This is a genomic window from Duganella guangzhouensis, from assembly GCF_009674535.1.
GTDB classification, from domain to species: domain Bacteria; phylum Pseudomonadota; class Gammaproteobacteria; order Burkholderiales; family Burkholderiaceae_D; genus Rugamonas; species Rugamonas guangzhouensis.
Genome location: NZ_WKJK01000011.1, coordinates 108,105 through 133,639, shown reverse-complemented (window position 1 = coordinate 133,639; position 25,535 = coordinate 108,105). Strand labels below are relative to the sequence as shown.

The following is a 25,535-nucleotide window of genomic DNA, read 5'->3' as shown; positions in this document are numbered from 1 at the left end:
ACAATGCCGCCATGCTCTCCGAATTTGACCTCATCAAGGAATACTTCCAGCGTCCCCAGCATGCCACGCGCGCTGCGCTCGGCATCGGTGACGATTGCGCGCTGATCGCGCCCACCGCCGGCCGGCAGATCGCCATTTCGTCCGACATGCTGGTCGAAGGCCGCCACTTCTTTGTCGGCGAAGACCCGCAGCGCTTGGGGCACAAGGCGCTGGCGGTCAACCTGTCCGACCTGGCGGCGATGGGCGCGCGCCCGGTCGGCTTCACGCTGGCGCTGGCGCTGCCGTCCGCCGAGCGGGCCTGGCTGCAGGGTTTTTCGCAAGGACTGTTCGCGCTGGCCGACGCTTTCAACATCGAACTGATCGGCGGCGACACCACCAAGGGGCCGCTGAATATCTGCATCACCGTGTTTGGCGACGTGGCGCCCGGCCGCGCGCTGCGCCGTAGCGCCGCCCGCGCCGGCGACGATATCTGGATCTCCGGCACGCTGGGCGATGCCCGTCTGGCGCTGGCCGCCTACCGCGAGGAACTGACGCTGGAAGACGCCACGCTGGACGCGGCCGGCATCCGCATGCACACGCCGGTGCCGCGCGTCGAGCTCGGCATGCTGCTGGCGGAACAGGGCATCGCCCATGCCGCGATCGATATCTCGGATGGCCTGATCGGCGACCTCGGCCACATTCTCACCGCGTCGCAAGTGGGCGCCACGCTGGACGTCGACGCGCTGCCGGCCGGCGACGTGCTGGCCACCCGCGAGCCCGCTCTACGGCGCGCCTTCACCGCCGCCGGTGGCGACGACTACGAACTGTGCTTCACGGCCCCGGCCACGGCGCGCGCCGCCGTCCTGGCCGCTGCCGCCAGCGTCGCGACGCCGGTCACCCGGGTTGGCGTCATCGACGCGGCGCCGGGTCTGCGGCTGGTCGACGCGGCCGGCGCGCCGCTCGATCTGCAACTGGCCAGCTTCGATCATTTCACCTCCTGAAGCGAGGTCACATCCTCGCCCGGCTGGCCGATCCGCTTGCCGCTACCATGCATCAGCCAGTAGTGGTGGAAGGCCAGCCGGATGTTGTCGCGCAGCTGGGTGTCGTCCCACGGCTTGGTGTAGAAGCGGTAGATGGCGCCGCGGTTGATCGAATCCAGCACCGCCTCCAGCCCGGTGTAGCCGGACAAAATAATCCGTATCGTTTCCGGATACATTTCCTTGACCTTGCTGAGGAACTCGGTGCCGCTCATGGCCGGCATGCGCTGGTCGCACACGATCACCTGCACCGCGTGCAGCGCCAGCAGCTCGAACGCTTCGCTGGGCGAGGCCGCCGTCAGGATCTGATAGCCGTCGCGGCGGAACAGCCGGTGCAGCGAGGCCAGCACGTTGACGTCGTCGTCGACGATCATCAGTGTCTGCGCCGGCTGGTCGCTATGACCTGGCGCCGGTGGCAGGCTGCGGCCCGACTGCACCAGCTGGCCCAGCTCGTCCGGCGGCAATGGCTTGCTGTAGAAATAGCCCTGGATTTCATCGCAACGGCTACGCCGTAAATACTCCAGCTGGGCCCGCGTCTCCACCCCCTCCGCAATCACCTGCAGCTTGAGGCTGTGCGCCATACTGATGATGGCCAGCGCGATCGCGGCGTCGTTGGGATTGGTGGTGATGTCGCGCACGAAGGCGATGTCGATCTTCAGCTTGTCGATCGGGAAGCGCTGCAGATAGGCCAGTGACGAATAACCGGTGCCGAAATCGTCGATGGCGACCTTGATGCCGAGCGCCTTCAGGTGCTGGAGCACGGTGATGGTACGCTCGGCGTTGGACATCAGCGCGGTTTCGGTCAGTTCCAGTTCCAGCAACTCGGGCGGGGTCTTGTGGCGCATCAGCGCCTCGCGCACCAGCAGCGCCAGGTCGCCCTCGGCAAACTGACGGCTGGCGACGTTGACCGCCACCCGTACCGGCCCGGTGCCATCGTTGAGCCAGGCGCTGATCTGCTTGCAGGCGGCGTCGATGATCCAGGCACCGACCCGCACCACCAGTCCGGTATCTTCCAGCACCGGCACAAACTCGGCCGGATAGACCAGGCCGAAGCCGGGGCGTTGCCAGCGCAGCAGCGATTCGACGCCGGCAAACAGGCCGGTATGCAGATTGACCTTGGGCTGGTAGTGCAGCACCAGCTCGTTGTTGTCGAGGGCGCGGCGCAGCGCCAGTTCCATGTCCAGCCGCGCCAGCACCTGCACGTTCATGCCGGCGGTGAAGAAGCGGTAGCCGTCGCGCCCGGCCTGCTTGGCGCGTTCCATCGCGGTGTCGGCGTACTTGACCAGGGTTTCCGGATCGGTGGCGTCGTCCGGATACAGCGAAATGCCGATGCTGGCGCTGAGGATGGCCTGATGACCGTCCAGCTCGAACGGCTGGCGCAGCGCTTCGCGCACATCGTTGGCGGCGTGCACCGCGTCCTGCTGGTCGCGGCTCATGGTCAGGATCAGCGCGAACTCGTCGCCGCCGACCCGGCCCACGGTGTCGCGGATGCGCGCGGTCTGCACCAGCCGGTTGCTGAACTGGCGCAGCAGATCGTCACCCAGCACGGTGCCGAGCGAATCGTTGATGTTCTTGAAGCGGTCCAGGCCAATCATCAGCACCACGATGCGCCACGATTTTTCCTGCGCCACCGTGATCGCGTCGCCGACGATCTTGAAGAACAGCGTGCGGTTGGGCAGGCCGGTCAGGCTGTCGTAGTGCGCCATGTGCTGCAACAGTTCCTCAGCCTGGCGGCGCTCGCTGATATCGCGCGCCACGCCCAGCATCACCGCCGGTTGGCCGGGACGCTGTAGCAGTTGCCAGTACAGCTCGACCGGCACCGTGATCAGGTCGCGCCGCATCAGTTCAATCTCGGCCAGTTCCGGCGAGCGGGCCGGGCCGATCGCGGCGGCATAATCGGCCAGCCGCTCGGCCTGGGCGCGCAACTCTTCCGGCGCACCGAGGCCGATGCGGCTGGCGCTCTGGCCCAGCAGCTCGGCGCGCGGATAGGCCAGCATGCGGCAGGCGCCGTCGTTGACGTCGACCACCTCGGCGTTGTCGGCGTCGAGCAGGAAGATGGCGTCGGCGGTGGCGTCCATGGCGCTGCGGAAGCGCTGCAGTTCGGCGGTCCGCTCGCGCACGGTTTGCTCCAGCCGGGTGTTGTAGCCGCGCTCGCGGTTGTGCAGCAGCCGCATTTCCAGCATGTTGCGGATGCGGGTCAGGGTCTCGACCGGATCGAAGGGCTTGCTGATGAAATCGCGCGCGCCGGATTCGAAGGCGCGCAACTTGTGGTCGGGCTGGGCGGTGACCACCAGCACCGGCAGCCAACCGTCCGGCTCCAGCGGCTTCAGCGCCTCCATCACCTCGAAGCCGTTCAGGCCCGGCATCTGCAGGTCGAGGATGATCAGATCGTAGCGCTGCTCGGCATGCCAGCTGGCCACCACGCGCGGATTGGTGGTGGCGCTGACCGCCTTGTAACCGGTCGAGGTCAGCAAATATTCCAATAGTTCGACGTTGACCGGCTGGTCGTCGACAATGAGGATGCGGGCGTGGTGGATGTCAGTCTGACTGATCATGGCGGCTCCGTGGTGGCGGCTGGCAGCAGCGTTTGGGCTGCACAAACCGCTTCTCTAGAGCAAGCATACCAGTGTTGAGCTCAGCTGTCGCACGGCTGAGTGATGTTACATTTCAGGCAAATTGCTGTACACCACTGGCATCGGTCGCGGAGTGCATGGTACAGTGCTAGCAAGCCCGTATCAGAGAAGGAGCAGCCATGAGCAACAGCGACACCATCCTCGATCTCGCCGCCCAGGTCGGTAAAGCCCTACAGGACAAGGGGCTGATACTGGCCACCGCCGAGTCGTGCACCGGCGGCGGCATTGCCCAGGCCATCACTGAAATCGCCGGCTCCACCGGCTGGTTCGATTGCGGCTTCGTCGCCTACTCCAACGCCTCCAAGACCGAAATGCTGGACGTGTCCGCCGCGCTGATCGCGCAGATGGGCAGCGTGTCCGAAGAAGTCGCGGCCGCCATGGCCAGCGGCGCGCTGGGCGCCAGCAACGCCCACATCGCCATCTCCACCACCGGCATCGCCGGCCCCACCGGCGCGGTACCGGGTAAGCCGGTGGGCACCGTCTGCTTTGGCTGGGCCAACGCCGACACCGTCCACACCGAACGGCTGGTGTTCAGCGGCGACCGCCGCGCGGTGCGCGAGCAAACCGTGATTCACGCGTTGCAGGGACTGCTGCGCTTCATCAACTAGGTTGCCAGCAAGCGGCAAAACAATTACTCTCGTCGCATTCAAGCGTTTCGGGAGTGATTGATGCAAAACACGGTACATTTTATTCTCCAGGGTAAAGGCGGCATCGGCAAGACTCTGGTCTCGACCATTCTTGCGCAATGGGTCGCCAGCAAGGACGTGGCCGAAGGCCAGCAGCCGCTACGCTGCTACGACACCGACCAGGAGAATGCGACCTTCTCGCGCTACCGGGCGATGAATGTCAAACATGTGCCGGTGATGACCGACAGCCGCAACATCGACCCCAAGCGCTTTGACGCCCTGATGATCGACATCCTGGAACAGGACGGCAACTGCGTCATCGACAACGGCGCCAACACCTTCTCGCCGCTGATGGGCTACCTGATCGAAAACGACTGCTTCGCGCTGCTGCAGGAATCGGGCCGCAAAGTGTATGTGCACACCATCGTCGGCGGCGGCGACACCCTGCACGACACCGCCACCGGCTTCGTCTCCACCGCCAAGGCCACCAACGTGCCGCTGGTGCTGTGGGAAAACGAACACTTCGGCCTGCTGCAATCGGCGGCCGGCAAACAGTTTATTGAATCGCAGACCTATGCCGACAACGCCGCGCGCGTGGTGGGCCGGGTGGTGCTGTCGGCGCGCAACGCCGACACCTTTGGCGCCGACATCAAGAAAATGAACACCGCGCGCCTGACCGTCAACGAAGTCAAGGAAAGCGACAAATTCAACGTCATGGAAAAGCAGCGCATCAAAGTCGTATTCCGCGACCTGTACGAGCAACTCGACAAAGTGCAGTGGTAAGCAGATATGGATCAGCACAAGCTGCGCGCCCTGGTATTTGAAAAGACCGGCGTCCGCATCGACGTCGACGACCCCATCTTCGCGCTGGTGGCGTTAAACGAAGCGGTGCTGGAAGAAACCGTCCAGCGCCACATCGCCGCCATCGACACCGCCTCGCAGGAACTGGCACAGCAGGCCCGCCTGGCCGGCGGCCTGCCAGCGGCCCACGACCACCACCACGGCAGCCATGGCGCAACCGGCGACCACCCGCCCGGCTACACCCCGACGCCCCCGGCCGGCCCGGTACGGCCGATCGCCACCCAGCACCCGCTCATCAACCCGCGCGAACTGCGGCTGCTGGCCGCCGCCGCCGGCATCGCCATCCTCAGCGCATTGGTGGTGCTGGGCGGCCAAGCCGCGTTCCGCAAACCCGCCCCAACGCTAAGCGCCGAACAAAGCGCCGCCCTGCAGCGCGCCGCCAAGCTGGAGCAAGCCCTCGACCAGCTCGACCCCAAACTACGCGCCCAACTCCCCGCCGCATTCCAAAAATAATGTCCACTTCGGGGTCAGTTCTAAAAATCGGACATTGAGTCGCGCGCGACTCAATGTCCGATTTTTAGAACTGACCCCGAAGTGGACATGTGCTAACATGTGAACACCTATTCACTTGTTAGCAATGATGAGCTGTCAACACGACTATACCGGCGTCGATCCGGCGATCGCCCAATTGGCCGATCTGTTTCACCTGTTGGGTGATCCGACCCGCTTGCGGATTGTGCTCGCCTGCCTGGCGCGGCCGATTGCGGTCAGTGAGATCGCGACTACACTGGATCTGAGCAGCTCGCTGGTCAGCCACCATCTGCGCCTGCTGCGCGCCGCCCGTATCCTCAAGTCCGAACGCCAGGGCAAGCAGGTGTTCTATTCCGCCGCCGATGCCCATATCAGCGGCGTACTCAACGATATGCTGGAACATATCGCCGAACCTTCCACCGGAAACGAAGCATGAGCAAGCACCACGACCATCACCACCATGATCATCATCACGATCATGGCCACCACGATCACGATCACCACCATCATGGCCATGCGCATGGCCACGGACATCACCACCACCACGGCGATCCGAACACCATGGGCCGCGCCTTCGCGATCGCCATCGTGCTCAACACGGTGTTTGTGGCGATCGAGTTCTTTTACGGTTTCCTGGCCAATTCCACCGCGCTGATGGCCGATGCCGGCCATAACCTGTCCGACGTGCTGGGCCTGATGCTGGCCTGGGGCGCCGCCATCCTGGCCAAGCGCGCGCCCAACCACCGTTATACCTACGGCCTGCGCAGCACGTCGATGCTGGCCGCGCTGTTCAACGCCATGCTGCTGATGGCGGCCTGCGGTGGGATCGCCTGGGAGGCGGTGCAACAGCTGATCAATCCAGATCCGGTGGCCGGCACCACGGTGTCGATCGTGGCCGGCGTCGGCATTCTGATCAATGGTTTCTCGGCCTGGCTGTTCATGTCCGGCAGCAAGGACGATATCAATATTCGCGGCGCCTATCTGCACATGGCGGCCGACGCCGCGATCTCGCTGGGCGTGCTGGTGGCCGGTCTGATCGTGCGCTACACCGGCTGGAACTGGCTGGATCCGCTGGTCAGTGTGCTGATCGTGGCCATCATCGTCTACAGCACCTGGTCGCTGCTGACGCAGTCGCTGCGCATGATGCTGGCCGCCGTGCCGGACAATGTGGACCGCGCCGGCATCGAGGCTTTCCTGCGTCAGCAGCCGGGCGTGGCCGAGGTGTGCGATCTGCACATCTGGGCCATGAGCACCACCGAGAACGCACTGACGGCGCAACTGGTCACACCCGGCGGCTATCCGGGCGACAGCGTGATCGACGCCATCAGCAAGGAGCTGCGCGAGGAGTTCTCCATCCAGCACAGCACGCTGCAAGTGCGTACCGAGGCCAGCACGCAGGAGTGCTGCCTGCAGACGCCGCCAGCGGCGCCCGCCGCGCACGCCCACGCGCACTAATCGGCCAGGCCGGAGTACAAGGCGGTACTCAGATACCGCTCGCCAAACGACGGGATGATCGTGACGATGATCTTGTTGGCATGCTCCGGCCGCCGCGCCACCTGCAACGCCGCCCACAAGGCGGCGCCAGACGAAATCCCCACCAGCAGCCCTTCTTCGCTGGCCGCGCGGCGCGCGGTCTCGAACGCATCCTCGTTCTTGACGCCGATGATTTCGTCATAAATATGGGTGTTCAGCACCTCCGGCACGAAGCCGGCGCCAATGCCCTGGATCGGATGCGGCCCCTTGGTGCCCTTGGCCAGCATCGGCGACGCTTCCGGCTCCACCGCGATGCAGCGAAACGCCGGCTTGCGCGCCTTGATCACTTCGCCCACGCCGGTGATGGTGCCGCCGGTGCCGACGCCGGCCACCAGGATGTCGACGCGGCCGTCGGTGTCATGCCAGATTTCTTCCGCCGTGGTGCGGCGGTGCACGTCCGGATTGGCGGGATTGTTGAATTGCTGCGGCATCAGATAACGCGGATCGGACTCTGCCAGCTCGTCGGCGCGGCGGATCGCGCCCAGCATGCCCTCGCTGCCGGGTGTCAGCACCAGCTCGGCGCCGTAGGCGCGCAGCAGCATGCGCCGCTCGCGGCTCATGGTATCCGGCATCACCAGCGTGCAGCGGTAGCCGCGCGCCGCGCACACCATCGCCAGCGCGATGCCGGTGTTGCCACTGGTCGGTTCGAGGATGATGGTATCGGGACGGATCTGCCCGGCCGCTTCGGCCGCTTCGATCATGGACAGACCAATGCGGTCTTTGACGCTGTGGGCGGGATTGTAGAATTCCAGCTTGGCTAAAATCTGGGCGCTGCAGCCCTTGGTGAGCCGGTTGATGCGGACCAGCGGGGTATGGCCTATCAGTTCAGTAACGTCGTTTGCTACTTTCATGGAAACCTCCGGCGAAGAGGGATAGAAACGTTAGTCTACCCCGGTTCGCGCGGCGCTTCCGGTTTACTTCACGCTGATCAGTTCGACGTCGAAGATCAGGGCCGAATTCGGCGGGATACCACTGCCTGGGGTCGGACGCGAGCCGTAAGCCAGTTCAGCCGGGATGATCAGCGTGCGCTTGCCGCCCACTTTCATGCCGAGAATGCCTTGGTCCCAGCCCTTGATGACGCGGCCGGCACCCAGCACGAATTCCAGCGGCTCGCCGCGCGGGGCGGAAGAGTCGAACAGCTTGCCGTGCATATTCTTGGCCAGCGGACGGTACAGCCAGCCGGAGTAATGCATCGAGACGGTGGCGCCGACGCTGGCTTCGGTACCGGTGCCGACCTTGGTGTCGGTGATGACCAGTTGGTCGGCGGACGGACCCGGCGTGGCCGAACCCACCACCACTGGCGCAGCCGGTGCGGCGGCGGCTGGTGCGGCGGCGGCGGCGGCATCGGCCGGAACCGGAGCCGGCGTGTTTTGTGCCTGTGCGAAGGCGGCAGCCAACAACATTGCGACGAATACGGAACTACGCTTCATATTGTTTCTTCCCATGAGGACTGGAGACAGCTCGCCATAATAGCAAACTAGTCTGAGTCCGGGGCCGATGTTGACAGTGCGCCATCGGCCAGCTTGCGCAGCGCATGGCCGGCGCACACCATGCCGAAGGTGGCGGTAACCACCATCGCCGAGCCGAAGCCGGCGCAGTTGAGGCCGGTAACGCCGCCGCCGCGCTCGTCGCCATCGACCGCGCACGCCTCGCCGCTTTCCGGCATGGTCAGCGGCTCGGTGGAAAACACGGCGTCGATGTGGAACTTGGTCTTTTCGCCGCGCGGGAAACCGTATTGCGCGCGCATGATCTTGCGTACTTTCTTCAGCAACGGTTCCTGCTCGGTCCTGGCCAGGTCGCGCACCGAAATCTGCGCCGCGTCGGTCTTGCCGCCGGCGCTGCCGATGGTGATCACCGGCAGACCGTGCTGACGGCACCAGGCCAGCATCGCCGCCTTGGCCTTGACGCTGTCGGTGGCGTCGATCACATAATCGAACGGCGCGCTGCCCAGCATCTGCGCCACATTGTCCGGATCGACAAAGTCCTCGATCTGATGGACCTTGCAGAACGGATTGATCTGCGCGATGCGCTCGGCCAGCGCGGTGATCTTGGCCATGCCGATGGTGTCGCTCAGCGCCTGAATCTGGCGGTTGATATTGGACTCGGCCACGTTGTCGAGATCGATCAGCGTCAGTTGGCCGATGGCGCTACGCGCCAGCGCCTCGACGATCCACGAGCCGACCCCGCCCACGCCCACCACGCAGATGTGGGCGGTGCGGAAGCGCTCCAGCGCATGCGCGCCATACAGGCGGGCGATGCCGCCGAAGCGTCGTTCGAAGTCGACTTCGTCAAAATTAGGGGAAGTAATGCTGTTCATCCCGCCATTTTAACGGAGCCGGCAGCAAGCCGCCGGAAGTGACAATCCGAGCATTTGCCAATTTGGCAAAGTGGTATGCTAGGCAAATGCGCCGATACCTCGCTCCCCTGCTACTTTCCCTCCACTCGCAGGCCGTGCTGGCGACAGCGCCCACCCAGCCCGCACTGCGTGATGAATTGCTGGAGATGAGCGCAGCCGATCAGCAGCAGCGGACCAGCCCGGTCCCCGGCAAGAACGTGGACGGTCCCAACCTCAAGCGGCTGAAAGAGATCGTCGCCCAGTACGGTTGGCCGACGTATGTGATGGTCGGCAAGGATGGTGGCGACGCCGCCTGGTTGCTGGCGCAGCACGCGGACCGCGACACGCCGTTCCAGCGCAAGGTGTTGGAACTGATGCAGCCGCTGCTGGATGCCGACCAGGCATCGCTCAAGAATTACGCCTACCTGTACGACCGCATCCACGATCCACAACGCTACGGTACCCAAGGCTGGTGCGTCAGCCGTGAGGAATGGCGGCCGTTCGAGATTGAGGATGCGGCTGGCGTCAACGCGCGCCGCAAGCAGGCCGGCATGCCGCCGCTGGAAGCGTATCTGGCCATCATGAAACCGCTATGCGCGGAATCCGGCAATAACATCGGCTCGGCGCGGCTCTTCCGCAAGGCGATGGTCAGCGACGCCGTGGATGTGGTCGTCGACAAGGGTGGCGTGCAGGTGGCCGGGCAAACCGTGGCCACACCGGAATCGTTGCTGGCATTGCTGGCGGAACGGAACAGCCTGAAAATCCGCGTTTACACCGATGGCCAGCCGATGCGCGAGGGCATATGGAAGATTCTTCAAGGCGCCCAGCAAGCCGGCGTCGTCATGTATTTGGAGCCGCCACCCGCACCGCCAGCGGCCCCTTGAAGGCTTCCATGATCAGCGCGGCCGGCTGGCCGTGGCTGATTAGCTTGGCCATGGCGTTCATGTATTGGGTGATGTGCTTGAAGTATTTCTTGTAGCTCGGGCACAGGTAGTTCAGGCCGGGTTTGCCGTCCACGGTGTAGGCGAAGCGGTTTTTCGGGCATTCGCCGTGGCAGGCAAAGCGCACCGGGCATTCACGGCAAACGTCCGGCAAGTCGGACTTGGCGCGGCCGAAAGCGGCCTGCTGCGGCGAGGCGGCCAGCGTGGCGACGTCGCTGTCGCGCAGGTTGCCCAGCTTATGTTCGGGATACATGAAGTGATCGCAGGAGAACACATCGCCATTGTGCTCGACGATCAGCGCGCGGCCGCAGTCTTCGGCAAACAAACACACCGTGGCCGGCAGGCCAAGGAAAGATGCCAGCGCCCATTCGAAATTCATCACGTAGATGCGGCCCACATCGTGCCGCACCCATTCGTTGAAGATGGCGATCAGGAAGTCGCCATATTGTTCGGCGCCGACGCTGTGCGGCGTCACCGCCAGCTTCGGGCGCGAATGGCTCACCTGCCCTGGCCGCGCAAAGGTCAGGCCGATGGCGTGCTCGTCCACATCGGGCGCGCGCTCCACCACCGGATTAAACTGCACATGGGTGATGCCTTCACGCCGCAGGAAGGCATACACCTCGGCCGGATGCGCGGCCACGGCGCGCGTCACCGTCACCAGCACGTTGAATTCGATGCGGTACTTGCGCAGCAGTGCCAGCCCGCGCATTACCGCATCAAAAGTCGGCCGGCCCTGCTTGTCGACGCGCGCTGCGTCATGCAATTCGCGCGGGCCATCGACGCTGATGCCGACCGTGAAGCCGGCCCCGGCCAGAAACGCGCACCACTCGTCATCCAGCAACGTGCCGTTGGTTTGCAGCGCGTTGCGGATGATCTTGCCGCCGCCGAGTTCACGCTGAATCGCCACCGCCCGCTGATAGAACGCCAGCCCGCGCAACATGGGCTCGCCTCCCTGCCAGGTGAACAGCACCTCCGGCCCATCGGTGGCGGCGATGTTTTGCGCGATGTAGGCGCGCAGCACGTCGTCGCTCATCGAAAAGCGCGTGCGCTCGGGATACAGGTTTTCCTTCTCCAGGTAGAAGCAATAGCTGCAATCCAGGTTGCACAGCGGGCCGATCGGTTTGGCCATCAGGTGTACAGCGGCGCTCATTTTTTCAGCGAGATCAAGGTATTGATGACTTTCTGATTGACGCTGCCCACCACGCGGCTGCCCAGCGGCGCCTTGTAGTCGATGGTCACATGCTCCAGCTTGCCGTTGTACGCATACGGCGACTTGTACAGCTCGCTAACCGGGGTCTGCTGGTCGCGGCCGATGTCGAAGCCTTCGTCATACGGGAAGTAGGCGATGCCGTAACGTACCGGCACCTTGCCCTTGCCGATGCGGTTGCCATCCTGGTACAGCGTGATGTCGGCGCCACTCCACAGATTGGGGCTGAATTCCACCGTCAGCTTGCTCTTGCCAGACTTCAGCGGTACGTCCGAGCTGATCAGCGCGGATTCGACACCATTGGTCTGTGCGTAGTACAGCTTGCCGCCCTGCAGGAAGATGCTGGAACCACCGAAGCGTCCGCCATTGGCCACCAGCACGCCTTCAGAATTGGCGCCGATATCCAGATCCACCGTCAGCCGGTAGTATTTGCTGTACAGGCGAGGCGCGGCCACGCCGGCGATGTGACCCACACCCGGATTCAGCTCCACCACTTCCTGATCCTTGTAGGCGCTGCGGTCCAGCGCGAACTGCTGATACAGATTGTCCTTCAGCGGGAACACGTTGTACTTCTTGCCCTCGCTGTCGAACAGCGCTTTCAGCTCCTTCAGCTTGTCCGGATTTTTGGCGGCCAGATCGTTGGTCTCGGTTGGGTCGACCGCCACGTTGTACAGCTCCCACACGTCCTTGTCGAACGCGGTGCCCGGCTTGTGCAGCGTGCCAGCCTTCCAGCCGTCGTGATAGATGGCGCGGGTGCCGTTGATTTCGTAGTACTGCGTGGTGTGGCGCGACGGCGCCTTGGCATCGGTAACCGAATACGCCAGGCTGGTGCCTTCGATACTGTCCTGCTTGACGCCGTCTATCTGCGCCGGTGCCTGCAGATGCGCCAGCTCCAGCGTGGTCGGCAGCAGGTCGATCACATGGCCGTACTGGGTGCGGGTACCGCCTTTGTCCTGGATGCCCTTCGGCCAGGAAAGGATCAGCGGATTGCGCGTGCCGCCTTCCGAGTTGGCATCCTGCTTCCATTGCTTGAACGGCGCGTTGGTGGCCTGCGCCCAGCCCAGCGGATAGTTGGCGGATGCGTATTCGGTGCCGATCTTGTCGATGTCCTTCAGCTGACGGGCGATATCGCCATTCGGATACAGCACCGCGCCCAGGCCCACCGTGGAGCCGAATTCCGAACCTTCCTTGCTGGCGCCGTTGTCACCGATCACCACCGCGATGATGGTGTTGTCGAACTGACCGCTCTGCTTGAGATAGGCGATCAGGCGGCCGATCTCGGCGTCGGTGTAGCTGAGGAAACCGGCGTAGGTTTCAAAATAGCGGGTGTAGAGCCGCTTCTCATCCGCGCTCAGCGACGCCCAGGCTTTGACGTTCGGATTGCGCGGCGGCAGCGCGGTGTTCTGTGGAATCAAGCCCAGCTTCTTCTGATTGGCGAATACCTGTTCGCGATAGCTGTCCCAGCCGGCGTCGAAACGGCCCTTGTAGTGCGCGCTCCACTCCTTGGCCACCTGATGCGGCGCGTGCGTGGCGCCCGGCGCGTAGTACAGGAAGAATGGCTTCTTGTTTTGCTGGTCGATGTACTGAATGGCGCGGTCGGTCAGCAATTCATTCAGATGGCGGCCTTTCGGATCGTCATCCAGCGCACGGGTGCCGTCCACCAGTTGCGGATGCCATTGGTCGGTCTCGCCAAACAGGAAACCGTAGTACTGCTCGAAGCCCTTGCCGGTCGGCCAGTGCGTGTACGGACCGGTTGGACTGGCTTCCCACGCCGGCGTCAAATGCCATTTACCGACCGCGTAGGTGCTATAGCCATTGTTTTTCAGGATCTCCGCCACCGTCGCCTTGTTGGCCGGGATCTGCGCGTTATAGCCCGGCAGGTCGACCGCGGTTTCAGGGAACAGGCCCAGGCCCACGCTGTGGTGATTGCGTCCGGTCAGCAGCGCCGCGCGCGTGGGCGAGCTGATCGCCGTGGTGTGGAAGTTGGTGTAACGCAGACCCTGCGCCGCCAGCGCTTCCAGATTCGGCGTTTCCACCAGACCGCCAAACACCGAACTGGCGCCAAAGCCGACGTCGTCCAGCAAAATCCAGATGACGTTGGGCGCGCCCTGCCCCGTTTTGGCCTGTGCCGGTTGTGCCGTGCCGGCCTGCGCCGCCATCGCGTCGACTGCCGGGGCCAGCACGGCGCTTAACGCCCCCGCCGTCAGCAAGCTCCTTTGTGTGACATGCTCCATTTAATTCTCCTTATTGCGATTGGTGCGGAAAACCGGATACAGCCATTGCACGTACCACTTCTCGGTGCCCAGCAGACGGTCTTCTTCCAGACCGAACGACGGCGGGTACTTGCGGGTGATGACGGCGGTACCGAACAACACGTCCCACAGGAACAGCAGATTGCTGAAGTTGCCCTTGTAGTGACCGATGCCGTCGTTGTCGTACTGCGCGTGATGGGCGAAATGGGTGGCCGGGGTGGAAATGGTGCGTTCCACCACCCAGGCCAGCGGATGCAGCCAGGCGTGGCGGTACAGGAAGCTGTCCCAGCGTAGCTCGCTGTGCGCGGCCGCCGTCACCACCATCTTGAGAATGTAGTAGCCGATGTAGAGCTGGCCAAAGCCGACATAAATCAGCGCGCCACTCAGCCAAAGGTTGGGCATCAACAGGTAGTAGAACAGGCCGTTGCGCAGCCAGATGCGGATGCCGACATACGGCGCCGCATGGTGCATCCGATGCAGCGGCCACAGCGCCTTGTAGGTGTGCGCCGTGCGATGCCACCAGTACTGCACCAGATCGTCCAGCAGCAGAAAGGCGATGAATTGCAGCCACAGCGGCGTATGAGCCAGGCTCTGTTTGCCTTCCGGGTACAGCCAGCCCATCAGCGCCGCGCTGCCCAGCGACACCAGCGGCCCGATGATGACCAGCGACTGCACCACGCTGAGCGCGTCCAGCAGATGGTTTTGCCATCCCTGTCCCTGGAAACGGGTGCGGCCCAGCGCCACTTCCACCAGCAGAAAACCGACGAACAGCGCGAGGAAGACATAGAGCGAGCTCATAGCATCAGAACTCCAGTCGCGCGGTCACGCCGATGGTGCGCGGCGCGCCCACCGCCGCCACGTAGCCGCCACCGCCAGTGGTCTGGGCCGCGCTGGCGGTCAGGAAGTAGTGCTTGTCGAGCGCGTTCTTGGCCCACAGCGAGATGTCCCAGTTCTGGTTGCCGTGGCCGATCTGCACGCCAGTGGACAGATTCAGCAGACCGTAGGCCGGGATCAACGCGTACTTCGAATTATCGACATAGCCCTGCGCGTCCGAGCGCCACGCGTAGTTGGCCACCACGTACTGGCGCACCTCATCGTTCAGGCGCCAGTCGTAGCGCACGCCCGGATTGGCGATCCACTTCGGCGCGCCCACCAGCGGCTGGCCGCTGAGGTCGGCCTTGGTGGCGCCGGTGGCCGCCAGCTCGGCCGACACCGGCGCGTTGACGAAGCTGAGGTAGTGCGCGTCGTTGTACGAGCCGGTGAAGTTGAGGCTGAGGCCAGCAATCGGACGCGCCTTGATATCCCATTCCACACCATTGCTCTTGACGTCGCCGGCGTTGGTCAGGATCAGCACCGGCGTTACCGGTCCGGTCACGTAGGCGTTGGTCTGGTAATCCTGGATGCGGGTCTGGTAGTAGTCGGCGTTGACGATCAGGCGGTTGTTCAGCCACTGGCTCTTGAAGCCCAGCTCGAAGTTATTGGCTTTCTCGGGACGGATCTTCAGCGAATCCGCGCCCAGCGTCGGTGCCGAGCCGACACCGCTGATGTTGATGCCGCCCGACTTCTCGCCATGCGAGGCGGTGACATAGCCCAGCAGGCCGGGACGGACCTTGTAGCTTAACGTCGCCAGTCCGGACGGTGCCGTGCCGGACACGCTCAGGTCGCCCGAATCGTAGGCGCTGCCGATGGCATTGCGGGTGGCCTGGACGATGGCGCGCAACGCCGCCGGGTAAGCCGTCAGCGGGATGCCGCCGCTCAGGGCGCTGCGCGCGCTGCGGCCATCCTTGTCCTCGTAGGTGGCGCGCAAGCCGCCGGTGAATTCCCATTGCTCGCTGAGGTGCCAATTGCCCTGGCTGAACAGCGCGTAGCTGTCGGTGGTGCCGTGGCCGTGCGAGACGCTGTTGGTGTTGTCGACAATGCCGAGCCCGGCGGTGCTGTTCAGCAGCGCGATATCGGCCTTGCTGCCGAGGTTGATGAAGAAGCTGCCGTCGATGTTCTGATGGTAGTAGTAGGCGCCGACCACGTAGTCGAAGGTCTTGCCAACCGGCGAGGCCAGCCGCACTTCCTGCGAGAACTGGCGGTGCTTGACGTTGTAGCCGCCGTCCAGCAGCGACGGCGCGGCGGTGACGTCGTTATCGTTATGCGGGTGGAAGATCCAGAAGCGCGAGGCGGTGATCGAGGTCAGACTGTAGCCGCTGTCCAGCCGCCAGTTGGCTTCCGCCGACAGGCCGCCCTGGTAGACCACAGCGCGCTGGGCGGTGTCGAAGCTGGTTTGATACAGCGTGGGATCGGTGATCAGCGGCGTGCTGCCGGCCGGCAGCCCGAGCGCGGCGGCGGTGGCGGCCTGCCAGCTCGACTTGCCCGGCGCGGCGGGGCCGAAGCCGTAAGGAATCAGCGTTCCCTGGGTGTCGTCTTCGTGGTTGTAGTCGGCGATCAGGCGCAGGTCGAACTTGTCGCTGGGCTTGTACAGCAGCTGGCCACGGATGCCTTCGCGGCCGACGCTGTTGTAGTCTTTGCCGTCGTAGTTGTTGTGCAGCCAGCCACGGTCGTGGGTTTTGGAGACCGACAGGCGGCCGGCCCAGTGGTCGCTGAGGGCGCCGGAGACCGAAGCCAGCGTCTGGTTGTAGCCGCGCTCGCCCGCCGAGACTTCGATGCTGCGTTCCGGCGTGAAGGTCGGCCGCTTGGTGGTGAGATTGAGCACGCCGGCGGTGCTGTTCTTGCCGAACAGCGTGCCTTGCGGACCGCGCAGCAGGTCGACCTGTTCCAGATCCACCAGATCGATGGCCAGCATGCCGGGACGGCCCTGGTAGACATTGTCCACGTACAGGCCGACGCTGCCTTCCAGTCCTTCGTTGGCCGGATTGCTGCCGATGCCACGGATCGCCACGCTGGAGACGCGGGCATGCATGAAGGCGGCGTTGGTGCTGGGCAGCGCCTGTTGCAAATCCTGCACTTGCGAGATCAGCATGGCCTTCAGGTCGTCGCCCTTGATGGCGGTGATCGGCGACGGCACGTCCTGTTCCTTCTCGGTGCGGCGGCGGGCGCTGACGGTCACTTGCGTGACGGTGGTTTCGGCGTAGGCGTTCTGGTTGGGGTTTTCGCCGGAGGCGGCCAGTGCCAGCGCTGGCGTCGGCACGTCGTCGTTGGCAAACGCCGGGTTGAGCGCGGCCGTCAGCGCGATGGCGATGGCGCTTTTCTTCAGATTGCGATCCATAGTGTTCTTTCTATTCTTTCAAGCAGGTGCCAGTTTGTATGCGCCTACCTTGGCCAGGTCGGCGAGATAATGTTTGCGCGCCAACAGCAGCGTCAGCACGGCGAGCGTGCCGCTGACCAGCACGCCGATCAGCAAGGCGGCGGTCAGGCCGTAGCGGTCGGACAACAGGCCGGCAATATAAGGCCCAGGGGCCGATCCTAGGAAGTGCAAAACGATCACGCCGCAGGTGCCGGCCAGCGGACGTACGTCCGGAGTCACCAATTCCTGCGTCATGCCGAGGGTGGCGACACCGCCCAGGCCGGACAGGAAGAACACCACCAGGATCACGCCGTACTGCAGCTTGGCGTCATGGATCAGGCCGAAGGCGGCGGCGTAGGCCACGGTGCCGAGGGCGCCAAGGATGGCGGCGAAGGTCAGCTTGCGTTGCGGCGCGCTGACGCTCCAGCGGTCCATGATCCAGCCGCCGGCCGGTACCGAGATGATGGTCAGCAGCAGCAAGGCGCTGGCCATGTAGGACGATTGTTGCAGCGGCACGCCGTGGATGCGGTGGAAATAGGTCGGCAGGAAGTAGAACACCGGTACCCATTGCAGCGTGGCCATGGCCTGGCTCAGATAGCCCCACAGCAGGGCGCGCGAGCCGAGGATGGCTTTGAACGGCTTTTGCGGCGGCGCGGCGGTGGCGGTGGCGGTGGCCTGCGGAATGGTCTTGTAGTCGCGGCCACGGTACAGCAGCACGGCGACCAGCAGGCCCGGCAGCGCCATCAGGCCGAGCGCGTGCCGCCAGCCGAAGTGGGTGGCGATGTAGCCGCCCAGCGCGACGCCCAGCGACATGCCGATGATCTGGCCGGATGAAAAGATGCCCAGCGCCAGCTGGCGGCGGCGCGGCGGGAACACGGCGGTGATCCAGGCGTAGGAGGCTGGCGCGTAGCCGGCTTCACCGACGCCGACAGCGGCGCGGGTGGCCACCAGTTGGCCGATGTTGCCGGCGAAGGCGCCGGCGGCCGAGGCCACGCTCCAGAATACGCCCATCAGGCTGGCGGTTTTGATGCGGCCGATGCGGTTGGTCAGGGCGACGGCCGGGAAGGCGAACACCACCATGCCGACGAACAGCACGGTGCTCAGCAGGCCGGACTGGGCGTCAGTGATCTGCCATTCGGCTTTGATGATGGGCAGCAGCGAGGCGACGATCATGCGGTCGGCAAAGTCGAATACCATCAGCAGGCATAGCAAAGTGAACACGCGCAGCGTTTCGCGCTTGCCGAGGATGTAATCCGGCGCAGGCTCGGCGGCTGGGCTGAGCTTGGTTGCGAGGTTGGCGCTCATTCGAATTGATTCCGTGGGCGTTGCAGGCCGAGATGCTCGCGCAGCGTGCGGCCGATGTATTCGGTGCGGAACAGGCCGCGACGTTGCAGCTCAGGCACCACCAGATTGACGAAATCATCCAGCCCATGCGGCAGCGTCGGCGGCAGGATGTTGAAGCCATCGGCCGCGCCGTTGACGAACCACTCCTCCAGCTGATCCGCCACATGCTCGGCCGTGCCAATCACAATCCGATGCCCGCGCGCGCCGGCCACGCGCTGATACAGCTGACGCAAACTCAAATTCTCGCGCCGCGCCAGATCCACAAACAATTTCTGCCGACTCTGCCATCCCTCCGTCACCGGCAGCTCCGGCACCGGCCCATCCAGCGGATACTTGCTCAGATCGATATTGCCCAGGAACGCATTCAACAGCCCGATGCCCAGCACCGGATCGATCAGCCCCTGCAACTGCTCATACTTGTCCTGCGCCTCCTGCGCACTGCGGCCGATAACGGGCAGCACACCCGGCATGATCTTCAGGCTGTCCGCCGAACGTCCATGCGGAATCAGCTGCTCCTTCAGGCCGGCATAGAAGCGACGCCCCTCCTCCAGCGTCTGCTGCGCGGTGAACACCACCTCGGCCGTGGCCGCCGCCAGCGCCTGACCATCGCCCGACGAACCCGCCTGCACGATCACCGGATAGCCCTGCACCGGCCGCTCCGCCACCAGCGGACCGCGCACCGTATAACGCTCGCCCTTGTGATTCAGCCGATACAGCTTGGCCGGATCAAACATCAGCCCCGCCTGCTGATCGAACAGCAAAGCATCGTCGGACCAGCCATCCCACAAGCCCTTGACCACATCCACATACTCGCGCGCATGGCGGTAGCGCTCGGCATGCGGCGTCTGCGTATCGAGATTGAAATTGCGCGCCTCCCAGTCGGTGCCGGAGGTGACCAGATTCCAGCCGGTACGGCCATTGCTCAACTGGTCCAGCGACGCAAACTTGCGCGCCAGGTGAAATGGTGGCAGATAACTGGTCGACACCGTCGCGATCAAACCGATGCGCTCGGTCACGCCGGCAATCGCCGCCAAATTGGTCAGCGGCTCCAGATAGGACGGCAACAGGCCGCGCGCCAGCAGCTCCGGCGGCCCATCCGGCACACCGAGGCTGTCGGCAAAAAAGATCGCATCGAACTTGCCGCGCTCGGCCGTGCGCGCCAGTTGTTGGTAGAAATCAAAGCGCAGCGTGTTGCGCGGGTCCACATCCGGATGCCGCCAGGCGGCCAGATGATGCCCCACACCCTGCAGGAAAGCGCCGAGCCGGAGTTGGCGTTTTTCGGTAGCGATGATAATTCTCCACATAATGTAACGATTGCGTTACATTACCCAGAGCTTATCCTTTAGCAAACGAATTAATTCAGGTTTGCTTATGACGTTTATGCCATGCCCATCCAGGCATGCGACAATCACGGATTAATCTACATGAAGTTGCCTATGTCTTCACCAGCCATCGCACCGGCCGGCCGCCCTACCCGCGACGCCTCGGAGCAGCTGCTACAACGTATTCTGGAAGCCGCCCGGGTCGAATTCCTCAACAAGGGCGGTATCGAAGGCGCCAGCATGGAAGGCATCGCCGCCGCCGCCGGCTGTTCCAAGCTGACCTTGTACCGCCGCTTCGGCAGCAAGGAAGAGCTGTTCATGACGCTGGTGAAAAAACGCTCGCCCGACTATGCAACCCAGTTCCACGTCGACACCAGCGGCACGCCGGACCAGGTGCTGTACCGGCTGGGCCTGATCATCGCCGAATTTTTCTTCAAGCCGGACAATCTGAAATTCATCCGCCTGGTGGTGGCGGAAATGTCGCGCGTCGACGGCCTGGCCGACATCATGCGAACCGAAGGCGACCGTTTCCGCGAACCGGTGCGGCGCTGCCTGGAAGCGCTGAAGGCGGCCGGCATGGGCCGCTTTGACGACTCCAAACTGGCCGCCATCCAGTTCATCAACCTGTGCGTGCTGGGCCACTACTTCATGCTGGCCGGCTACAGCGAACAAGAGGTCACGGCAGAACAGCAGCAGGTGCTGGTGAAGTCGGCGGTGCAGCTGTTTGTTTCGGCCCACTTCCCGACGGCCTAAATCCTTCAAGCGCGGAATTATTCTAGAATGCACACTTAGCCCCAAGCAGAGAGTGCATCCCATGAGCAACGCCCTGATCGACACCGCCCCTGATTTCAGTCAGCCGATCGCCGTCCTGAAACACTGCCACGACCGCATCCGCAAGCAGCTGCAAACGCTGCAGAACCTGCTTGCCCACCTGCCCAAGCACGGCGCCGACATCGACGCCCAAAAAGCCGCGCAAGCGGTGCTGAAATATTTCAACAACGCAGCCCATTTGCACCATGAGGATGAGGAACAAAACCTGATCCCGATGCTGCAGGCCACCGCGCGCGATGCCGATGCCACCCTTCTGGCAGAGCTGACGCCCGGCATCCTGGAGGGTCACCAGCAAATGGATAGAGACTGGTCTATAATCAAATCACAACTTGAGCAAATCGCCAACGGAACCCATTCCACTTTGTCGGCCAGCGATGTCGCGCGTTTCTGCGACACCTACGCGGCGCATATGGTGGTGGAGGAAGGCAATATCGCCCCGATGGCCAAGCGTCTGTTCAGCGCCGAGCAAATGGCGCAACTGGGCAGCGCGATGCAGGTGCGGCGCGGGATTACCCCCGCCCTGCCGGTGAGCCAGGTGCCCGAACAACAAGCGCAGCCGGTCAACAATACTGTGGCGGACGGCGTGGTGCTGGCGGATCTGCGGCTCGACTACGGCCGCGCCAGCCTGACGGAAAACGACGTGCTGGACGACCCGATCGCCCAGTTCGGCAAATGGTTTGAGGAAGCGCTGCACGCCAAGGTCAACGAACCGAACGCGATGAGCGTGGCGACGGTGGACGCGGACGGCAAGCCCAGCTCGCGCATCGTCCTCATCAAGCAATACGATCACCGGGGTTTCACCTGGTACACCAATTACGAGAGCCAGAAAGGCCGGCAACTGCGCGCCAACCCGCATGCCGCGTTGCTGTTCTTCTGGAGTGAACTGGAACGACAAGTGCGGATCGAAGGTAAGGTGGTGCAAACCGCCGCCGAGGAAAGCGACAAGTATTTTTACAGCCGGCCGGTGAAGAGCCAGATCGCTGCGATCGCTTCGCAGCAGAGCGCGCCCATCGCCGACCGGGAGCAGATGGAAGCCAATTACGATGCCGCCGCCGCAGTCAGCGGCGAGCATCCGGTGCGGCCGGCGCACTGGGGCGGTTACCGCCTCGACCCGGAGCGCATCGAGTTCTGGCAGGGACGCCGCTCGCGTTTCCATGACCGGATCGTGTACGTCAAACAAGCCGATGGCAGCTGGGTGAAGGAGCGCCTGCAACCGTAAGCAAGGCGCCTCCCGTTCGGAACCACCAGACCATCGCTTGCGGTGGTCTTTTTTCGGGTCTGAACTTCGGGAGGTTATCTTGTTCGTACAGAATCAATTGAGCAACTGGGTATCCGCCATCCGCGAGCAGCTGACGCTGCCGCTGCGGCTGGAATTGTGGAATGGCCAGCAGGTCGATTTTTCCAGCGAGGCGCCGCGCGTCACCATCAAGCTGCCCAACATCGCAGCGGCGCGCTATCTGCTGACGCCGTCGCTGTCGAATCTGGGCGCGGCCTATGTCGAGGGCGCGATCGAGGTGCGCGGCAAGGCGCGCGACATGATCGCCGTGGTCAACGCGCTGGCGCGCACCTCGCTCAAGGCCGAGGGCAAGTTCGCGCGCATGGTGCGCACGATCAGCCACAGCAAGCAAAAGGATGCCGAGGCGATCCGCTATCACTACGACGTTTCCAACGCGTTTTACCAGGAGTTCCTCGACCCCAATATGGTGTATTCCTGCGCCTACTTCGAAGATGGTGACGAGGATCTGGCGGCGGCACAGATCAAGAAGATCGACCACATCCTGCGCAAGATCGAGTTGCAGCCCAACCAGACGCTGCTCGACATCGGCTGCGGCTGGGGCGCGCTGGTGATCCGTGCGGCGCAGCAGTACAAGGCGCGCTGCGTCGGCGTCACGTTATCGGAAAATCAGTTCGCGCTGGCCAAGGAGCGGGTGCGCGCGGCCGGGCTGGAGCATCTGATCGAAATCCGCCTGCAGGATTACCGCGACGTGCGCGGCCAGTTCGACCGCATCACCAGCGTCGGCATGTTCGAGCACGTCGGCGTGCGGCACTTGCAGGAATACTTCAGCGCCATCAACAACCTGCTGGCGCCGGACGGCGTGGTGATGAACCACGGCATCACCACCACCGATCCGGACAATGGCGAGACGCCGTATGGCGGCGGCGAGTTCATCGAAAAATACGTGTTCCCGCACGGCGAGCTGGCGCACATCGGCAATGTGCTGAAGGCCATGCAGCAGGGTTCGCTGGAAGTGTTCGACGTCGAAAACCTGCGCCGCCACTACGCCCGCACCTGCGCCATCTGGACCGACAATTTCGAAGCGCATGGCGACAAGGTGCGCGAGCTGGCCGGGGACAAGCGCTACCGCATCTGGCACGTCTACCTGGCCGGCTGCAGCTATGCGTTTGAGCAGGACTGGATCAGTCTGTATCAGATTGTCGGCCGCAAGGCTGGCCAGCGCTCGGCGGCGTTGCCATGGTCACGCCAGCACATGTATCCGGCTACTTCAGGCGGCTTGAGTACGTCTTCCTGAACTTGTCGACCTTGGGCGCCACCACGAAGGCGCAATAGCCCTGCAGCGGATGCTGGCGGAAGTAATCCTGGTGATAGTCCTCGGCCTTGTAGAAAGTATGGGCCGGGGTCAGTTCGGTGACGATGGGCGCGTCCCACACATGCGCCATTTCAGCGATGACCTGGCGCGCCATCGCCTCCTGCTGCGGTGACTGGTAATAGATAGCCGAGCGGTATTGGGTGCCGACGTCGTTGCCCTGGCGGTTCAGCGTGGTGGGATCGTGGATGGTGAAAAAGATTTCCAGCAGGTCGCGGTAGCTGATAACGGCCGGGTCATACGTCAGCTTGACCACCTCGGCATGGCCGGTGTCGCCGGCGCACACCTGCTCGTAAGTGGGCTGCGCCACCTGACCGCCGGTGTAGCCGGACTCGACCGCAGTCACGCCCTTCACCTCCAGATACACAGCTTCAATACACCAAAAACAACCGCCACCCAGTATCGCCGTTTCCGTATTGCCAGCCATGACGCCCCCTCGCGTGGAAGACTCACCCATGCCGTCCACTGTAACGCAAAGCAGGATGATCTGCTATGACGTTACAAATCTTTGGCATAATGAGCCACATGAACACGAACTCCCCTCGCGCGCCAGAGCGCAGCTTCGACACCGCCCATTTCCGTCAGGCACTGGGCCAGTTTGCGACCGGTGTTACCATAATTACCACCCGCCTGGCCGACGGCACCTTCCGCGGCCTGACCGCCAGTTCCTTCAATTCGGTGTCGCTGGAACCGCCGCTGGTACTGTGGAGCCTGTCCAACGGCGCCAACAGCATGCCCATCTTCACCGGCAACTCGCACTACGTCATCAACGTGCTGAACGCCGAGCAGGCTCATCTGGCCAAACGCTTCGCCACCCGTGGCATCGACCCATGGGAAGGCGTGGAATACGAACTGTCGCGCACCGGCCAGCCTATCCTGAAAGGGGCGTCGGCCTGGTTTGAATGCCACAACCGCAGCCGCTATCCGGAGGGTGACCACGTGATTTTCGTCGGCGAAGTCGAATTCTGCGAGTTTTCGCCCTGCCCGCCGCTGATCTTCCACAGCGGCCAGTTCGCCGGCCTGGGGTAAAAACGCAAATCGGTGTCGCTCTTTGAAAAGCCGGCACCGGGGCGTGGGCATAGAATGCTGGCAGCATTCGTCACCATAATGAGAGACTATCTATGAGCCAAGCCCGCGCCCACTTCCACTGGGATGACCCTCTGCTGCTGGACCAGCAACTGACCGACGATGAACGCATGGTGCGCGATGCCGCCGCCGCCTACTGCCAGGACAAGCTGCAGCCGCGCATCCTCGACGCCTTCCGCCATGAAACGATGGACATCTCCATCTTCCGCGAAATGGGCGAAGTAGGCCTGTTGGGTCCAACCATTCCCGAGCAATACGGCGGTCCCGGCCTGAACTACGTGGCCTACGGCCTGATCGCGCGCGAAGTCGAGCGCGTCGATTCCGGCTACCGCTCGATGATGAGCGTGCAATCGTCGCTGGTGATGGTGCCGATCTACGAGTTCGGCACAGAAGCGCAAAAACAGAAATACCTGCCCAAGCTGGCCAGCGGCGAATGGATCGGCTGCTTCGGCCTGACCGAGCCGAACCACGGCTCCGATCCCGGCTCGATGATTACCCGCGCCAAGAAAGTCCCGGGCGGCTACTCGGTGTCCGGCGCCAAGATGTGGATCACCAACTCGCCGGTGGCGGATGTGTTCGTGGTGTGGGCCAAGGACGACGAAGGCGCGATTCGCGGCTTCGTGCTGGAAAAAGGCATGGCCGGACTGAGCGCGCCTGCCATTCACGGCAAATTCGGCCTGCGCGCCTCGATCACCGGCGAAATCGTCATGGATAACGTGTTCGTGCCGGAAGAGAATGCCTTCCCGGACGTGCGCGGCCTGAAAGGCCCGTTCACCTGCCTGAACTCGGCCCGCTACGGCATCGCCTGGGGCGCGCTAGGCGCGGCGGAATCGTGCTGGCATACCGCGCGCCAGTATGTGATGGACCGGGTGCAGTTTGGCCGTCCGCTGGCCGCCAACCAGCTGATCCAGAAAAAGCTGGCCGACATGCAAACCGAAATCACCATGGGCCTGCAAGGCTGCCTGCGCCTGGGCCGCATGAAGGACGAAGGCACGGCGGCGGTGGAAATCACCTCGATGATGAAGCGCAACTCCTGCGGCAAATCGCTGGACATCGCCCGCATGGCGCGCGATATGCTGGGCGGCAATGGCATCTCGGATGAGTTCGGCATCATCCGCCACATGGTCAATCTGGAGGTAGTCAACACCTACGAGGGCACGCACGACATCCACGCGCTGATCCTGGGCCGCGCCCAGACCGGCATTCAAGCGTTCCAGTAAGCACGGCCTGTGAAGAAGC

At 63.6% G+C, this 25,535-nt stretch carries 23 protein-coding genes; 12 read left to right on the top strand and 11 right to left on the bottom strand.

Translation table 11 applies throughout. From position 1 onward, the window contains the following. Positions 1 to 11 precede the first annotated feature (11 nt). Positions 12 to 980 carry a thiamine-phosphate kinase gene (thiL, locus tag GJ699_RS20905; protein ID WP_154379878.1) on the top strand — a complete coding sequence of 323 codons (969 nt, stop codon included), beginning with the start codon at positions 12 to 14 and terminating at the stop codon, positions 978 to 980. On the opposite strand, the gene GJ699_RS20900 is transcribed toward thiL, so the two are convergent. Further along, a complete protein-coding gene (locus GJ699_RS20900; protein ID WP_154379876.1) occupies positions 965 to 3,571 on the bottom strand; it encodes an EAL domain-containing protein in 2,607 nt (868 codons plus the stop codon). The two genes, thiL and GJ699_RS20900, sit on opposite strands and share 16 nt — an antisense overlap. Before the next feature lie 197 nt (positions 3,572 to 3,768). On the opposite strand from GJ699_RS20900, the gene GJ699_RS20895 reads away from it, so the two are divergent. From GJ699_RS20895 to GJ699_RS20875, 5 genes are all read left to right on the top strand, one after another. Next, positions 3,769 to 4,257: a CinA family protein gene (locus GJ699_RS20895; RefSeq protein ID WP_154379874.1), complete on the top strand. Its 489-nt coding sequence runs from the start codon at positions 3,769 to 3,771 to the stop codon at positions 4,255 to 4,257. Between the two features lie 60 nt (positions 4,258 to 4,317). After that, positions 4,318 to 5,058, top strand: coding sequence for a P-loop NTPase family protein (locus GJ699_RS20890; RefSeq protein WP_154379872.1), 741 nt, complete (start codon positions 4,318 to 4,320; stop codon positions 5,056 to 5,058). A 6-nt stretch (positions 5,059 to 5,064) separates the two neighbouring features. After that, positions 5,065 to 5,589, top strand: coding sequence for a hypothetical protein (locus GJ699_RS20885; protein WP_154379870.1), 525 nt, complete (start codon positions 5,065 to 5,067; stop codon positions 5,587 to 5,589). 127 nt (positions 5,590 to 5,716) lie between these two features. Next, a complete protein-coding gene (locus GJ699_RS20880) occupies positions 5,717 to 6,043 on the top strand; it encodes an ArsR/SmtB family transcription factor (RefSeq protein WP_154380099.1) in 327 nt (108 codons plus the stop codon). Next, positions 6,040 to 7,062 carry a cation diffusion facilitator family transporter gene (locus GJ699_RS20875; RefSeq protein WP_154379868.1) on the top strand — a complete coding sequence of 341 codons (1,023 nt, stop codon included), beginning with the start codon at positions 6,040 to 6,042 and terminating at the stop codon, positions 7,060 to 7,062. Before GJ699_RS20880 ends, GJ699_RS20875 begins: the two co-directional genes overlap by 4 nt. On the opposite strand, the gene cysK is transcribed toward GJ699_RS20875, so the two are convergent. The 3 genes from cysK to tcdA all read right to left on the bottom strand — a co-directional run bounded on the left by cysK (position 7,059) and on the right by tcdA (position 9,457). Continuing rightward, a complete protein-coding gene (cysK, locus tag GJ699_RS20870) occupies positions 7,059 to 7,991 on the bottom strand; it encodes a cysteine synthase A (RefSeq protein WP_154379866.1) in 933 nt (310 codons plus the stop codon). The genes GJ699_RS20875 and cysK overlap by 4 nt on opposite strands. Positions 7,992 to 8,054: 63 nt before the next feature. Beyond that, complete coding sequence (locus GJ699_RS20865) at positions 8,055 to 8,570, bottom strand: FKBP-type peptidyl-prolyl cis-trans isomerase (RefSeq protein WP_229262203.1); 516 nt, start codon at positions 8,568 to 8,570, stop codon at positions 8,055 to 8,057. Positions 8,571 to 8,617: 47 nt separating this feature from the next. After that, entirely contained in the window at positions 8,618 to 9,457 is an 840-nt protein-coding gene (tcdA, locus tag GJ699_RS20860) for a tRNA cyclic N6-threonylcarbamoyladenosine(37) synthase TcdA (protein WP_154379864.1), read from the bottom strand. 86 nt (positions 9,458 to 9,543) lie between these two features. On the opposite strand from tcdA, the gene GJ699_RS20855 reads away from it, so the two are divergent. Then, the gene (locus GJ699_RS20855) at positions 9,544 to 10,359 is read left to right on the top strand and encodes a DUF6624 domain-containing protein (RefSeq protein WP_154379862.1); all 816 of its coding nucleotides are present in this window, start codon (positions 9,544 to 9,546) and stop codon (positions 10,357 to 10,359) included. On the opposite strand, the gene GJ699_RS20850 is transcribed toward GJ699_RS20855, so the two are convergent. Genes GJ699_RS20850 through GJ699_RS20825 form a run of 6 tightly spaced genes read right to left on the bottom strand, consistent with a single transcriptional unit; the run spans position 10,316 to position 19,755 of the window. Then, complete coding sequence (locus GJ699_RS20850) at positions 10,316 to 11,566, bottom strand: anaerobic sulfatase maturase (protein ID WP_154379860.1); 1,251 nt, start codon at positions 11,564 to 11,566, stop codon at positions 10,316 to 10,318. The genes GJ699_RS20855 and GJ699_RS20850 overlap by 44 nt on opposite strands. Continuing rightward, positions 11,563 to 13,857: an arylsulfatase gene (locus GJ699_RS20845; RefSeq protein WP_154379858.1), complete on the bottom strand. Its 2,295-nt coding sequence runs from the start codon at positions 13,855 to 13,857 to the stop codon at positions 11,563 to 11,565. The genes GJ699_RS20850 and GJ699_RS20845 overlap by 4 nt, the downstream gene beginning before the upstream one ends. Further along, positions 13,858 to 14,673 (bottom strand): sterol desaturase family protein, encoded by an 816-nt coding sequence (locus tag GJ699_RS20840; protein WP_154379856.1) that lies wholly within the window; start codon positions 14,671 to 14,673, stop codon positions 13,858 to 13,860. A 4-nt stretch (positions 14,674 to 14,677) separates the two neighbouring features. Next, the gene (locus GJ699_RS20835; RefSeq protein WP_154379854.1) at positions 14,678 to 17,089 is read right to left on the bottom strand and encodes a TonB-dependent receptor; all 2,412 of its coding nucleotides are present in this window, start codon (positions 17,087 to 17,089) and stop codon (positions 14,678 to 14,680) included. Positions 17,090 to 17,107: 18 nt separating this feature from the next. Further along, a complete protein-coding gene (locus GJ699_RS20830; RefSeq protein ID WP_154379852.1) occupies positions 17,108 to 18,412 on the bottom strand; it encodes an MFS transporter in 1,305 nt (434 codons plus the stop codon). Next, positions 18,409 to 19,755, bottom strand: coding sequence for an LLM class flavin-dependent oxidoreductase (locus tag GJ699_RS20825; protein WP_154379850.1), 1,347 nt, complete (start codon positions 19,753 to 19,755; stop codon positions 18,409 to 18,411). The genes GJ699_RS20830 and GJ699_RS20825 overlap by 4 nt, the downstream gene beginning before the upstream one ends. Positions 19,756 to 19,887: 132 nt before the next feature. Here GJ699_RS20825 and GJ699_RS20820 point away from each other — a divergent pair, with 132 nt between their 5' ends. The 3 genes from GJ699_RS20820 to GJ699_RS20810 all read left to right on the top strand — a co-directional run bounded on the left by GJ699_RS20820 (position 19,888) and on the right by GJ699_RS20810 (position 23,135). Further along, positions 19,888 to 20,526 (top strand): TetR/AcrR family transcriptional regulator, encoded by a 639-nt coding sequence (locus GJ699_RS20820; RefSeq protein WP_195763609.1) that lies wholly within the window; start codon positions 19,888 to 19,890, stop codon positions 20,524 to 20,526. A gap of 61 nt (positions 20,527 to 20,587) precedes the next feature. Continuing rightward, positions 20,588 to 21,823 carry a pyridoxamine 5'-phosphate oxidase gene (gene pdxH, locus GJ699_RS20815; protein ID WP_154379846.1) on the top strand — a complete coding sequence of 412 codons (1,236 nt, stop codon included), beginning with the start codon at positions 20,588 to 20,590 and terminating at the stop codon, positions 21,821 to 21,823. 79 nt (positions 21,824 to 21,902) lie between these two features. Beyond that, positions 21,903 to 23,135: a class I SAM-dependent methyltransferase gene (locus GJ699_RS20810; protein WP_154379844.1), complete on the top strand. Its 1,233-nt coding sequence runs from the start codon at positions 21,903 to 21,905 to the stop codon at positions 23,133 to 23,135. On the opposite strand, the gene msrA is transcribed toward GJ699_RS20810, so the two are convergent. Continuing rightward, complete coding sequence (msrA, locus tag GJ699_RS20805; protein ID WP_154379842.1) at positions 23,104 to 23,637, bottom strand: peptide-methionine (S)-S-oxide reductase MsrA; 534 nt, start codon at positions 23,635 to 23,637, stop codon at positions 23,104 to 23,106. The genes GJ699_RS20810 and msrA overlap by 32 nt on opposite strands. A 98-nt stretch (positions 23,638 to 23,735) precedes the next feature. On the opposite strand from msrA, the gene GJ699_RS20800 reads away from it, so the two are divergent. Both GJ699_RS20800 and GJ699_RS20795 read left to right on the top strand, forming a co-directional pair. Further along, a complete protein-coding gene (locus tag GJ699_RS20800) occupies positions 23,736 to 24,239 on the top strand; it encodes a flavin reductase family protein (protein WP_154379840.1) in 504 nt (167 codons plus the stop codon). Positions 24,240 to 24,331: 92 nt separating this feature from the next. Next, on the top strand, positions 24,332 to 25,516 hold the full coding sequence (locus GJ699_RS20795; protein ID WP_154379838.1) for an acyl-CoA dehydrogenase: 1,185 nt from the start codon (positions 24,332 to 24,334) through the stop codon (positions 25,514 to 25,516). Positions 25,517 to 25,535 lie beyond the last annotated feature (19 nt).